This window comes from Brenneria corticis, assembly GCF_003115855.1.
Lineage (GTDB): Bacteria > Pseudomonadota > Gammaproteobacteria > Enterobacterales > Enterobacteriaceae > Brenneria > Brenneria corticis.
Genome location: NZ_KZ819086.1, coordinates 21,023 through 33,691, shown reverse-complemented (window position 1 = coordinate 33,691; position 12,669 = coordinate 21,023). Strand labels below are relative to the sequence as shown.

The following is a 12,669-nucleotide window of genomic DNA, read 5'->3' as shown; positions in this document are numbered from 1 at the left end:
TAATCCGTAGCCGATAATTATGCGTTGAACCCCATAACCTTTTTAATATATTCCAGCGGGAAATCTTTCCCGGTCCACAGCTTGAACTGTTCCGCCCCCTGCCATAACAACATCCCATAGCCATCGACCGTTTTACAGCCGACCTCCGTCGCCATTTGCAATAGCTTGGTGATATGGGGATTGTAGACGCATTCGGAGACCAGCAAATCAGGGCGCAGCATCGATTTGTCGCTGACGACGCATTCATTTTCCAGCGGTTTCATCCCCACCTTGGTGCCGTTGGTCAGGATATCGGCGCTGGCAATCGCCTGGGCGAACGCCTTCTGGTCGGCCAGGTCGGTAACCGTCACCGTACAATCCGTATTGTCGTTAACCCGTTTCGCAAAGGCGAGCGCCTCTTCGTAGAACTCATCCCGGCGGTTAAACAGCATGATTTCCTTGATGCCTTCGATAGCCGCCTGCGCGCCGATGGCGGTGGATGCCCCGCCGGCGCCCACCAGCACCATTTTTTTACCGACAATATCAAAACCGGTTTCTTTAATGGCCCGAATATGTCCGGTTCCGTCGGTGTTATATCCTCTGAGGTAATCATTGTCGTTTACAATGGTATTAATGGCGCCAACCAATTTGGCCGCGGGGGTTAATTCATCCACATATTTACAAGCCAGCTGCTTGTTAGGCATGGAAACGCCGGTACCGCGCATTTTTAAGGCCTTAAGCCCCTCAATCGCCTTGCCAAAGGTGGTGTTGTCGACCTCGAAAGCCATATAGGTATAAGGTAAGCCGACTTTTTCCAGCGCTTTATTCTGCATTTCGGGAGACAGACTGTGTCTGATGGGATATGCCATTAATCCAATCAGCTCATATTTTGCAGTAACATCCATTATAAACTCCTCACTGTATTATTATACTGCCTGATTCACGCCCGATATATTTCAAGATAACGGCGTATTTGTTTTCGATAATGCTCGCGTCTATTGATAAGATTACTGGAAGAATCGTTCGCCAAAACGCAAATCGTTTTCTGGAATTTTGAATACTTTATAGTAACGAACAAAGACCACTATCGCGGTGATAAACGCGACGCTGGCGAACACCACGTCCAGTAATATGATGTATTGCAAGCCAATGGTGGACAAATAACCGGTAATCAGCGGGATAATGAAATTGGCCAACCCGCCCATCATCATATAAACGCTGGTGACTTTGGCTTTGCTTTTGGGAAAAAACTCCGACATCACGGAAACGCCAAGCTGTAATATCCCGCCGGCGGCGGAGAACCCGATGATAAACGACCCCACATTACACACCAGCGGCGACGGATAGAGATAAATAACGATCCCGGTAATAACGGATAATCCGGCGTTAAAGACATTGGCCCACACCGGGCGAATCATACTTTTGAGCAGGAAGGCAAAGAGAAATACGCACAACAGCGAGCCCAGGCTATAGTAGGAGATGGTTTTTAACGCCTCCGCCTCCCCCATGCCGCCAAAGGCCATGGCGTATTTCGGCATCCACACCACGATGACATAAAACGTCGAGAATGCCGCCACGCCGAATACGATGGAGGCGACCCCTTCCAGCCATGCCAGCGGCTTGCTGTTCATCTGCGGCAGGTCTTTGGCGAGATTGGCGTCCACCAGCTGGCTGGGGAATTTACTCTTCAGCACCAGCAGCGTGACCAGCAGGAACAGCACGCCGGGGATAATCATCGCGTAGCCGTACCATATCTGACTGACCAGCAGGTAGCTGACCAGCATGGGATAAAACATCTGACCGAAAGAGACCATGGCTTTAACCAGAATCACCGCGGAGCCGGACGTTTTGGGATAGCACTCCATCAGCGCCGGATAGCCGCCGGTGTCCAATGCCGCATTCGCCGCGCCGACGCAGAAAGCCAGCACAAACGCCACGATCAGATTAGGACTGAGGAGGATGCCGAAGAAGAACAGCAGATATAGCGCGATACCAAGGAAAATAACCGAGCGCCGGCCAAATTTATCCGAGATGACGCCGAAGAAGAGGATGCTGATCAGCCTCCCCAGACCGATTCCCGAAATCACGTAGGCAATCCCGGCATTATCGGTGTTAAACTTTTCCGCCAGGGGGGTCATATTCTGCGCCAGGGTAATAACGCTGACGCCGTGAAGAAAATAGCTCAAATATATGCCGATGACGGCTAATAAAAATGGCGTATTGAAGGCCTTGTTCTGGCTCATGCTTTTCTCCGCTTATCGTTAATGTTTTCATTACATAGATTTTTCGGACGGGATTATGCTGGCCGTCTTGCTTTTCTTTTTTGCTGTTTTTAGTCAGGTTGAAATCACGGTTCCTATAAAACATCGTTAAATTAATACCTGTATTTAATGTATATAACCATGACAATGATTAACACGTAAGATAAGGTTTTTGTTTTCAATTTTATTGCATGGCGCAGGCAAGGAACGCCCCTCCCTTGTTGATAATTTGTTTGTTATTTTACAAAATTAACACATGGCGAGAATGATAAAGGACGCGCCGTGGCATCGCGGCACAATTTTTTCATTTTGCGAGGTAGTTAAAACTTATTTAATCCAAATAGTGATGGATGACGTAAAATATTTTTATCCGCAACCCGGCGGCCAGGTCGCGATTATCATCATCTCCGTTTGGCATCGTCCTCAATTAACAACTTATTTACCGCGCCATACTGCCTTAAGCGGTAAAAAGGACATGCTATATTGCACGGCGGCATAATAATTTTGCACGCCGCTCGCCGGGATCCTTGCGCTTCCCTTCCACTCTGTATAATCCTTCGATGTTGTTGAATACCCAAAGAGCGACCGGATATCCCTCAGCGCCGGGTAATATGACTCGGCCGTAGAGTGAATAGCGCGTTAATGCCACGAGAAACCGTATGAATTTAAAACAATTACACTATTTTAAGCGTCTGGCTGAAAAGCAGCATTATACGGAAGCGGCGTCGAGCCTGTTTATCGCCCAGCCTTCGTTAAGCCATGCGATATCCGAGCTTGAAAAAGAGCTGGGGGTGACGCTATTTGAAAAATGCGGCAGGAACGTGCGTATAACGCAGTGCGGCAAAATATTTTTACCCTATGTGGAAAATGCGCTGCTTGAGCTGGAAAACGGCCGTTTCGCGCTGCGCCAAATAAGCGGCGCTCAGGAGGACGTTATCAGCCTGGCGTTTATCTACACCATGGGAGAGACGGTCGTTCCACGGCTGATCGACCGTTTTATCCGTCTCCCCGGCAATGAAAATAAACGCTTTCGCTTTTATCAGGGGAGCACCGCATCGATTTTGCAAGACCTGAAGGCGAACAAGTTCGATCTGGCGCTCTGTTCTCTGGCGCCGGAAGAGCCGGAAATCGAGTTTATCCCGTTAATCAGTCAGGAGCTGGTGCTGGTGACCGCCCGCAACCATCCATTAGCGCTGCGCCGTGAAAGTGAAATCGCCCTGGAGGAGGCCATCCCTTATCCGTTTATCTTTTATTCGCCGGAAAGCGGATTACGTCAGTTTATCGACAGGATGTTTATGCAAAAAAAACTGCTCCCTGAAGTCGCCTGTTACGTCGAGGAGGATACGGCGATGGCGGGGCTGGTGAGCATTAATTACGGTATCGCGATTATGCCGCGCACCGGTACGCTGTCGCATGCCGACGTTCACGTCATGGGCATCAAAGATCCCGGTCCGACGCGCTATATCCATCTGGCGACCCGAAAAGACCAGGCGTTATCCCCCGCCGCGCTGGCGTTCAAGAAGTTTATCTTCAGCGCCTGCCAGCGGATGCAGTTCAGGTAACGCGGCCATCGCGCGTCAAACCTGAAGCTGATTTATCTTTATCATGCCGCGGCGCTCCTTCATATTGCGATAGCCGATAAACAACGCGATCAGGAAACCGACGGCCGAGAGGCCGACGTCAAACCACATAATACTGGCGATGCTGGTTTGCGATAATTTGGCGGTGATCAACGGAATAGTGAAGGTGGCCAGGCTGCCGGCGCTATAAAAAATACCGGTGGCCTTCCCTTTGGCGTGTGGGAAACGCATCGCCATCAGCGTCAGCCCCAGTTGCATTACGCCTCCCGCGGCGGAAAAACCGATCACGAAGGCGAAAACCATCACGGTCGTCACGGTAGGATGCAGACACACCGTCAACAGCGCCACGAAGGATATAAACGTATACAACATCAACAGGGTGGTTGAACTGACCGTTTTCTTCACCAGACCGGCGGTGATAAACACGCACAGCAGGGAACCCACGGTATAGATGCTCAGCAGCCTGATCGACGAGGTATAGGGCATCCCCGCCACAAACTGCCCGTATTGCGCCAACCATTGGCTGACCAGATAGAACGTCGCCATGGAAATGTAGCCATAAAGGGTAAAGCTGACGAGATCCAGCATCTTACAGCTGCTGCCTTCGGCCACCGGCGGTTCGGCGATATTGGTTTCTTTCTCCGCCTCGGGCCGGGAGCCGTGAGGCGGAAAAGGACATCGCAGCAGACACAGCCCGTTAAGCAGCATAATGCCGGCGGCAATCAGGAACGCCCAGCCGAACCAGAGTTCGAACCAGACCAGCACGCTGATGATCATCGGTAAAATAAACTGACCGCCGGAAACAAACGCTTTGATCAGGATATTGGCGGTACTGGGGGTCTTGGGAAACGCTTCCATCAATGTCGGATAGGTGCCGGAGTCGAGAAAACTGTTCGCCATCCCCGCCAGAAAGCCAAAGCAGTAGGCGACGACGATGCTTTCCGTACTGAGGATCCCCAGAAAAAATCCCAGATAGCAGGCCATCCCCAGATAGATAAAAGGCCGCCGGCCGAAGCGATCGGAAAGCATGCCCGCCACGAGCAAAACGCTTAACCTGCCAATCCCCAGAGAGGAAATCACTACCGATACCCCGGCCGCATCGGTTTGCCACTGTTGCTGCAAATGGGCCATATTCAGACTGATCAGGATAACGCCCATGCCGTGGACCAGATAATTGAGATATAACCCAAAAGATGTTGCTATATACTTGTTTTTCATAATAAACCTTTTTGGAAAGGATGTTTTTATGGCGTCGCCGCTATTTCCTTTCCTGTGCTTGCCGCAAAAAACTGTCCGCCAGACACCACTTCGCCCCTTCTCCCGCTGAAGATTCGGCAAATCAGTTTAAAGAGCGAATAAATATATGAGTTAGGCGCATGATAAATATCATTTCTTAATGTATTTCCATGCTAGCAACTCTCCCCATCAATAAATAATTCATTTTTTATGGCTAATTCATAGATTGTATCTATAGGCTGTATTTATAAAATAAAACAAGCGTATTGCCGACATCAAATATCTCATGCCGGGTTGTTTTTTTTAATTTTGTGACCAAGGAAACATATTATTTATTTTTATGACTCGGGTCATATTTTGCACACATAATATAGGACAAATCGTGCAATATTGCGGCAGTCGAGATCGTTATTTCCCTTTATTTTCCTGCCGCAATATCCATATCTGAAAATAAACTTATTCCGTTAAGGGCGGGACGGTATCTCCGCGGCATCATTAGCGGCGTCGTTCAGCAAGGTATGGTAAATGGCGTCAATTTCCTGCGCGACCTGCTCTTTGCCGTTATTGGCGTCAATCACAAAGTGAGCGCTTTCCTGATAGAGCGGATCGCGCGTTTTGATAATGCCGCCAATCTCTTCGGTAATCGACAATCCCGTCAGGGAGGGACGCTGGCTCACCGCCGGATTCGACCGCAGGCGCTTGACCACCGTCTCGACGGATGTCGCAAGATAAAAAACAATACCTTTGTTTTTCATGTGATTGCGGTTCTCCTGCGCGATCACCATCCCGCCGCCGGTGGCAATGATGCAGCCGGAGAGGGTAACCTCTTTCAATATCCGGCCTTCGATTATGCGAAAGTTGTCCCACCCCTGTTCATCGACAATTTGCGCGATAGTCTTGTTGGTTTTTTTCTGCACCACCTCATCCGTATCAATGAAATCCAGTTTTAAACGGGCCGCCAGAATCTTTCCTACCGTGGTTTTACCTGACGCGCGCGGGCCGACAAGTATGATGGTATTGATCATGAATTTGTCCTGTTAGCACAATCGTTCCAGATTATGGGAATAGAGTTCGGCCGCCACGGATTGATATATCTTCCACGCTAAATAATCCCCGTCGGTATAGACCGAACGAAAAGCGTCATAATCGGGAAAAAAACGCATGGTGTTATTCCCGATGCGATTATTTATCTTTTCAATGATGGCGCTGATCCTTTCTTTGCGTTTTTTGTTCATCAGACTCAGGGTTTCTCTGACGGCGGGGGGTATTTCCCGTTCTCCCTTTTCCCATTTCCGCCACATTTCCGTATCATTATCACCCGCAATATAGTTTGCCGCTTCGTCGATGCTCATAAAAAAAAGCTGGCGCAGAGCCTGTAGTTCCAAATGGTTCATAATACGCTGACTCCAGGAATGATTTGGATGAGTTGCTAACTAAATAGCATTCTGTTTCCCCACGGGGAATGATCGTTATCATAATAATGCAGAATGACAAGGCAGTTACAAGAAAGTCATGATGACCGTCTTAAAATGGAAGAGAAAAAAATAATATCGCGCCGCTTGGCGGGGGAAGGGAATTTTCGTCGATGACGGGCGGCGAGCGGTACGCGAAAAGGCGGCCTAACCCACTGAGGGCCCCCACAAATCTGGAAAGGAATGTCTGTAAGCACAGTGAGGGTTTCGTGCGCACTAACCTCAGTCGATTTCTGCCACCGTCGCAGCACGCGCCCGACACGAGGCGGCTCAGTCGCCGCCGCCCCGTGCCCCCGGGCTTTTCGCGGAAATCGCGTCGCTACGCGATGCCTTCGGCGTTCGTGACCGCCGATCGGGCCGCCATTGACGCGGGATACTCGTCCCATCCATGGGACTCGCCCTAACGGGCCAGCGCAAGCGCTGTTCAAAAACGCTACCGGCGTTTTTGTCCGGCGCGGCACTGGCTTTCGCGACGTCCTGTCGCTCACCCGGCGGTCACGCCCACCTCAGCGCGATTTTTTACGCGAAGGAAAACCTTTAAAAGACCACATCCTGCTATCTAAGACGATTTATCAAATAATACTTAATTATTTTCTGGGGATACCTCAACGATCTGACCCGCCTTTTCCCCGGCCCCGCCGCGGCTACGTTATCATTCGGCAAGACCGACGGCGGACGCCTCATCCCGATAGCCGAGTATCACCGCCTCCAGCGCTCTCAGCGCCTGCGCCACGTCCGCCGTGCTTACCGACTCGTCGGGATGATGGCTGATGCCCTCCCGGCAGCGAACGAACAGCATGGCGACCGGCCAGCGTTCGGCAATGGCTATCGCGTCGTGCCCCGCGCCGCTCGGCAACAGCGGCGCGCGCCCCTGAACCTGCGTCACCGCCCGGCTCAACCGCTGCTGCAACGCCGCATCGCAGCGGGTGGCCGCAATGCGGTAATACTCTTCGGCGCCAAACCGGCAGCCGCGCGCGCCGCCAATCTCATCGCCCAGCGCCAGCAGCTTTTGCAGCAGCGCATCCAGCGCCGCATCGTCCGGACCGCGGATATCCAGCGTCAAGCGCACCTCGCCGGGAATGACGTTGGCGGCCCCCGGCAAACATTGCAGGGTGCCGAAGGTGGCGACCAGGTAGGGATCGCTCTCCCGCGTCAGACGCTCCGCCCGCACCATCCAGTGCGCCGCCGCCGCCAGCGCATCCTGGCGCTGCGTCATCGGCACCGTGCCGGCATGCCCCGCCACGCCGTGAAAGGCGCAGTTCAGCCGCCGCGCCCCGTTGATTGCCGTGACCACCCCCAGCGCCAGATCCTGCTGTTCCAGGCAGGGGCCCTGCTCGATATGCAGTTCCAGATACGCCGCAATATCGCCCGCCGGACGCGCCGCCAGGGCGATCGCCTGCGCATCCAGCCCGGCGTTTTGCAACGCCTGTTCCACCGTGATGCCCTGCGCGTCCTGACGGCTCAGCCAGTCCGCCGGCCAGGTGCCGGTCAGCCCGCGGCTGCCCAGCAGGGTAATGCCGAAGCGGGTGCCCTCTTCATCGCCGAATCCGACGATCTCCAGGGCGACCGGCAGACGAATGGCCCGCCGGTGCAGAGCGCGCACCGTTTCAATCGCCGTCAATACGCCCAGCATGCCGTCGTAGCGTCCGGCATTGCGTACCGTATCCAGATGCGAGCCCAATAACAGCGCCGGCGCGTCCGGCCGCCGGCCTTCATAGCGCCCGCAGATATTGCCGACGCTGTCCTGCCAGACCCGCATCCCGGCTTCACGCATCCATTCGCCCACCAGCGCATTGGCGCGCAGGTGTTCCGGCGACAGGTATACCCGGGTGAGCTGCCCGGCGGTTTCACTGATTTCCGCCAGCGCGTCGCAGCGGGCCATCACCTGCCCGGCGGCGGCGAGCGCGGCGGACGCCGACATCAGGGCATCACTCATGCAGGCTCCTCATTGGCGGCGTAGCAATCCCACGCGGCCTGCAACGCAGCCCCCTGCGCCGAGCGGAACCCCAGCCGATTCAGCACCGCTTCCAGCGCGCTCAGCGTCTGCATCACGCAGTCTTTGCGGGCGTTATAGCCCATGGTGCCGATACGCCAGATCTTGCCCTGCAGCGGCCCGAACGAGGTGCCGATCTCAATGGCGAAATCCTCCAGCAGCATTTTACGCACCTGCTCGCCGTGGATCCCCTGCGGGATCACCACCCCCAGCACGTTGTTCATCCGGTGGTCGAGATCGCCGAAGGTGCCGAGCCCCATCGCCTGAATACCGGCCACCAGCGCCGCCCCCTGTAACGCATGACGGACGATACAGCGATCCAGCCCCTCTTCCAGAATGATCCGCGCGCATTCGCGGGCCGCGAACAGCATGCTGGTGGCTTCCGTATGATGGTTGAGACGCTCCGGCCCCCAGTAGTCCATCACCATGCCGAGATCAAAATAGTTGGAGTAGATCATTTCGTCCTCGCCGTCCCGATGGGCGTCGGTACGGATCCCCTGCTCGACGCATTTGCGACGGCGGATCGTCGCCTCCATCTGCGGGCTCAGGGTAATGGGCGAACTGCCGGACGGTCCGCCCAGGCATTTTTGCAGCCCGGCGGAAACCGCATCCAATCCCCAGCGATCGGTTTCCAGCGCGTTGCCGCCGAAAGAGGCGGTGGCATCGGTATAAAACAGCACGCCGTGACGGCGGCAAATATCGCCCAGTTCTTCCAGCGGTTGCAGCATGGTGGTCGAGGTATCGCCCTGCACCGTCAGCAGCAGGCGGGGACGCACGGTTTTGATGGCGTCTTCGATGCGATCCGGGGTGAACACCTCGCCCCACGGCGCCTCGATGGTATGCACCTCGGCGCGGCAACGGCGGGCGATTTCGCACAGCAGATGGCCAAAGCGGCCGAACACCGGCACCAGCACTTTGTCGCCGGGGCGAATGGCCGACAGCAGAATGGCCTCTATGCCGGCCCGCGACGTGCCGTCCACCAGCATCGTCCAGCGATTTTCGCTACGGAACAGCCGGCGGTACAGTTCCATCACCTGATTCATATAGTCGGTCATCGCCGGATCGTACTGACCGACCAGTTGGCTGGCCATCGCCCGCAACACCCGCGGGTCGGCATTGATTGGTCCCGGCCCCATCAGCAGGCGATGGGGAGGATTGATCTGCGCAGACAGCTCGTTATTCATTGTGGTTCGCTCCAATCTTTTGTTTCATCGAAAGACTCTTTTTCAAAGGGCATAAGGTATTACGCCTCCGCCAGCCCGCGCACCGAAGCGATAAACTGTTTCAGCTCCGCGGTCTGCGGACTGGCGAACAGCGTTTTGCTGTCGCCCTGTTCCCACACCTTGCCCTGATGCATAAACACCACCCGATCGCCCACTTCCCGGGCAAAGTTCATCTCATGCGTCACCAGAATCAGCGTCATGCCTTCGGCGGCAAGCTGTTCCAGCACTTTCAGCACTTCGCCCACCAGTTCCGGATCCAGCGCCGAGGTAATTTCATCGCACAGCAACACCTTCGGGTTCATCGCCAGCGCCCGCGCAATGGCCACGCGCTGCTGCTGACCGCCCGACAGGCTGGCGGGGTAATAGTCGATGCGCTCCCCCAGCCCCACCTTGTTCAGCACCTGTTCCCCCAGCGCGCGGCATTCGGCGGCGCTTTTTCCCAGCACCCGGCGCGGCGCCAGCATCACGTTCTCCAGCGCGGTCATATGGGGAAACAGGTTAAAATTCTGGAACACCATCCCCACGGAACGGCTGATTTCGCGCGCCTGAGAGTCGCGGTCGGTCACCGTCATACCGCCCAGCTTGATGCTGCCTTCCTGATACCCTTCCAGGCCGTTGATACAGCGCAGCAGGGTGCTTTTGCCGGAACCGCTGCGCCCGATAATCGAAATGACTTCGCCCATTTCAATATCCAGATCCACGCCTTTCAGCACATGGTTGCAGCCGTAATATTTCTGCACCTGATTAATGGTGATGAGCGGCATTGAATTTCTTCTCCAGATAACGGCTGTAATAGGAAAGCGGATAGCACATCAGGAAATAGCCCAGCGCCACCAGGCCGAAAACCTTGAACGGCTGATAGGTGACGTTGTTCAGCATGGTTCCCGCCTTGGTCAGTTCGACAAAGCCGATAATCGACGCCAGCGCGGTGCCCTTGATCACCTGCACGGAAAAGCCCACCGTCGGCGCGATGGCGATACGCATCGCCTGCGGCGCAATCACCCGGTAGAGCGTTTGCCCGAAGTTCAGCCCGAGACAGCGCGACGCCTCCCACTGCCCTTTGGGCAGCGCCTCGACGCTGCCGCACCAGATATCCACCAGAAACGCGCTGGTAAACAGCGTCAGCGCCAGCGCCGCCGCCGTCCAGGGGCTGACGTCGATGCCGAACAGCGCCAGACCGAAAAAGGCGAGGAACAGCTGCATCAGCAGCGGCGTGCCCTGAAACAGCTCGGAATAGAGACGGATAGCGCGCGTCGGCCATTTGCGTTTGGTCAGCCGCAGCAGCATCAGCGGCAGCGTCACCACGGCGCCGCCGATAAACGCCGTCAGCGACAGCAGCAGGGTCCAGCGCGCCGCCAGCAGCAGGTTGCGGACAATGTCCCAGTCGGTAAAGGTCATCATGACGGCTGACTCCCCAGAAAACGCCGCCCCGCCAGCAGCAACAGCTGACGCATCAGGACCGACAGCTCCAGATAGCACAGCGTGGTCGCCAGATACACCTCGAAACTCAGGAAAGTACGCGACTGGATCAGGTTGGCGGCAAAGGTCAGCTCCTCATAGGAAACCTGCGATACCACCGACGACCCGAGCATTACGATAATGCACTGGCTGACCAGCGCCGGGTAAATCCGTTGCAGCGACGGCGGCAGAATCACCCGGAAAAACGTCTGCCAGCGCGACAACCCCAGCACTCTGGCCGCTTCCCACTGACCTTTCGGCGTCACCTGAATGCCCGCGCGGATAATTTCCGTGCTATAGGCTCCCAGATTGATCAGCATCGCCAGCAGCGCCGCCTGCCCGGCGGTAAGTTTCCACCCCAGACCGGGCAGGCCGAAGACGATAAAAAACAGCTGCACCACAAACGGCGTATTGCGGATCGCTTCCACATAGAGGCCCCACAGCCTGCCCGGCAGCGAGGGTTTGCCGCTGCGCAAGGCGGCGCCGCAGATACCGATGGCGATGCCGCCGATGGTTGCCAGCGCCGTCAGCTCAATGGTGACCCATAAGCCCGCCAACAGCTCAGGCCAGAACGGCAACAGGGCGGTAAAATCAAGCTGATAGGTCATCGCAGGCCCCCGTTATGCCTTGATGCTGTCAGGCAGCGGCGCTTTCAGCCATTTTTCCGACAGGGCGTTAAGCGTATTGTCTTGCAACGCCTTGTCGATTAACGCATCCACTTTGGCTTTTAACGCCGGTTCATTTTTTTTCAGACCGATGTAGCACGGCGAATCTTTCAGCATAAATTTCGCCACCGGCGCTTTGGTCGGATTCTGCGCGGCGATGGCCGCCACCACCAGGTTGCCGGTGGCGATGTATTCCACCTGGCCGGAGAGATAAGCGGACAGCGTGGTGTTGTTATCTTCGTAGCGTTTAATCCGCGCCGCTTTCGGCGCAATCTCCGTCAGCACCATATCTTCCACCGCCCCGCGCGTTACCCCGACGCTCTTGTCCTGCAGCCCCTCCGGCGCGCTGACCTCGCCGGCCTGCGGGCCAAACACGCCGAGGAAGAACGGCGCGTAGGCGCGGCTGAAGTCGATCACTTTTTCGCGCTCGGCGTTTTTACCCAGGCTGGAAATCACCAGATCCACTTTATTGGTTTGCAGATAGGGTACGCGGTTGGCGCTGGTGACCGGCACCAGCTGCAACTTCAGTTTCATCTCCTGCGCCAGATAGCGCGCAATATCGATGTCATACCCCTGCGGCTGTAAATCCGTCCCCACCGATCCAAACGGCGGGAAATCCTGCGGCACCGCCACGCGCAGCACGCCGCGCTTCTCGATATCCTGTAACTGGTCGGCCATCACGCCGCCGGCCTGAGTCAGTAACAGCGCGGCGCCGGCTATCGCCAGCAAATATTTTTTAATGCTCAGCTTTTTGATCAACATCGTTTTGCCCCCGGTTAAATTATTTTGAAACGAAAGATTC

The 12,669-nt window shown here is 55.4% G+C and carries 12 protein-coding genes; 1 reads left to right on the top strand and 11 read right to left on the bottom strand.

Going from position 1 to position 12,669, the window contains the following annotated elements; all coding sequences use genetic code 11:
- Positions 1-17: 17 nt before the first annotated feature.
- On the bottom strand, positions 18-884 hold the full coding sequence (gene ydiB / locus DDT56_RS16865) for a quinate/shikimate dehydrogenase (protein WP_136167598.1): 867 nt from the start codon (positions 882-884) through the stop codon (positions 18-20).
- A 102-nt stretch (positions 885-986) separates the two neighbouring features.
- On the bottom strand, positions 987-2,222 hold the full coding sequence (locus tag DDT56_RS16860) for an MFS transporter (protein WP_136167597.1): 1,236 nt from the start codon (positions 2,220-2,222) through the stop codon (positions 987-989).
- Positions 2,223-2,899: 677 nt separating this feature from the next.
- Between DDT56_RS16860 and DDT56_RS16855 the strand changes: the two genes are divergently transcribed.
- Complete coding sequence (locus DDT56_RS16855; protein WP_136167596.1) at positions 2,900-3,802, top strand: LysR family transcriptional regulator; 903 nt, start codon at positions 2,900-2,902, stop codon at positions 3,800-3,802.
- Positions 3,803-3,817: 15 nt separating this feature from the next.
- On the opposite strand, the gene DDT56_RS16850 is transcribed toward DDT56_RS16855, so the two are convergent.
- From DDT56_RS16850 to DDT56_RS16810, 9 genes are all read right to left on the bottom strand, one after another.
- Positions 3,818-5,038, bottom strand: coding sequence for an MFS transporter (locus DDT56_RS16850; protein ID WP_136167595.1), 1,221 nt, complete (start codon positions 5,036-5,038; stop codon positions 3,818-3,820).
- Positions 5,039-5,520: 482 nt separating this feature from the next.
- The gene (gene aroL, locus DDT56_RS16845; RefSeq protein ID WP_136167594.1) at positions 5,521-6,081 is read right to left on the bottom strand and encodes a shikimate kinase AroL; all 561 of its coding nucleotides are present in this window, start codon (positions 6,079-6,081) and stop codon (positions 5,521-5,523) included.
- A 12-nt stretch (positions 6,082-6,093) separates the two neighbouring features.
- Positions 6,094-6,450 (bottom strand): YdiL family protein, encoded by a 357-nt coding sequence (locus DDT56_RS16840; RefSeq protein ID WP_136167593.1) that lies wholly within the window; start codon positions 6,448-6,450, stop codon positions 6,094-6,096.
- A 730-nt stretch (positions 6,451-7,180) separates the two neighbouring features.
- Entirely contained in the window at positions 7,181-8,464 is a 1,284-nt protein-coding gene (hpxK, locus tag DDT56_RS16835) for an allantoate amidohydrolase (RefSeq protein WP_136167592.1), read from the bottom strand.
- Positions 8,461-9,705, bottom strand: a complete 1,245-nt coding sequence (locus DDT56_RS16830) for a pyridoxal-phosphate-dependent aminotransferase family protein (RefSeq protein WP_136167591.1) — start codon at positions 9,703-9,705, stop codon at positions 8,461-8,463. Before DDT56_RS16830 ends, hpxK begins: the two co-directional genes overlap by 4 nt.
- A gap of 59 nt (positions 9,706-9,764) precedes the next feature.
- Positions 9,765-10,508 (bottom strand): amino acid ABC transporter ATP-binding protein, encoded by a 744-nt coding sequence (locus tag DDT56_RS16825; RefSeq protein ID WP_136167590.1) that lies wholly within the window; start codon positions 10,506-10,508, stop codon positions 9,765-9,767.
- Positions 10,489-11,142 carry an amino acid ABC transporter permease gene (locus DDT56_RS16820; RefSeq protein WP_136163959.1) on the bottom strand — a complete coding sequence of 218 codons (654 nt, stop codon included), beginning with the start codon at positions 11,140-11,142 and terminating at the stop codon, positions 10,489-10,491. Before DDT56_RS16820 ends, DDT56_RS16825 begins: the two co-directional genes overlap by 20 nt.
- Entirely contained in the window at positions 11,142-11,810 is a 669-nt protein-coding gene (locus DDT56_RS16815; protein WP_136167589.1) for an amino acid ABC transporter permease, read from the bottom strand. Before DDT56_RS16815 ends, DDT56_RS16820 begins: the two co-directional genes overlap by 1 nt.
- A gap of 12 nt (positions 11,811-11,822) precedes the next feature.
- Positions 11,823-12,608 carry a transporter substrate-binding domain-containing protein gene (locus tag DDT56_RS16810; RefSeq protein WP_168197647.1) on the bottom strand — a complete coding sequence of 262 codons (786 nt, stop codon included), beginning with the start codon at positions 12,606-12,608 and terminating at the stop codon, positions 11,823-11,825.
- Positions 12,609-12,669: the final 61 nt, after the last annotated feature.

Excerpts from the sequence above, each read along its gene's own strand:
- DDT56_RS16840 (WP_136167593.1), bottom strand. The coding sequence starts at position 6,450 with ATGAACCATTTGGAACTACAGGCTCTGCGCCAGCTTTTTTTTATGAGC.
- DDT56_RS16815 (WP_136167589.1), bottom strand. The coding sequence starts at position 11,810 with ATGACCTATCAGCTTGATTTTACCGCCCTGTTGCCGTTCTGGCCTGAG.
- DDT56_RS16855 (WP_136167596.1), top strand. The coding sequence starts at position 2,900 with ATGAATTTAAAACAATTACACTATTTTAAGCGTCTGGCTGAAAAGCAG.
- hpxK (WP_136167592.1), bottom strand. The coding sequence starts at position 8,464 with ATGAGTGATGCCCTGATGTCGGCGTCCGCCGCGCTCGCCGCCGCCGGG.
- aroL (WP_136167594.1), bottom strand. The coding sequence starts at position 6,081 with ATGATCAATACCATCATACTTGTCGGCCCGCGCGCGTCAGGTAAAACC.
- DDT56_RS16860 (WP_136167597.1), bottom strand. The coding sequence starts at position 2,222 with ATGAGCCAGAACAAGGCCTTCAATACGCCATTTTTATTAGCCGTCATC.
- DDT56_RS16820 (WP_136163959.1), bottom strand. The coding sequence starts at position 11,142 with ATGACCTTTACCGACTGGGACATTGTCCGCAACCTGCTGCTGGCGGCG.
- DDT56_RS16830 (WP_136167591.1), bottom strand. The coding sequence starts at position 9,705 with ATGAATAACGAGCTGTCTGCGCAGATCAATCCTCCCCATCGCCTGCTG.
- ydiB (WP_136167598.1), bottom strand. The coding sequence starts at position 884 with ATGGATGTTACTGCAAAATATGAGCTGATTGGATTAATGGCATATCCC.
- DDT56_RS16850 (WP_136167595.1), bottom strand. The coding sequence starts at position 5,038 with ATGAAAAACAAGTATATAGCAACATCTTTTGGGTTATATCTCAATTAT.
- DDT56_RS16825 (WP_136167590.1), bottom strand. The coding sequence starts at position 10,508 with ATGCCGCTCATCACCATTAATCAGGTGCAGAAATATTACGGCTGCAAC.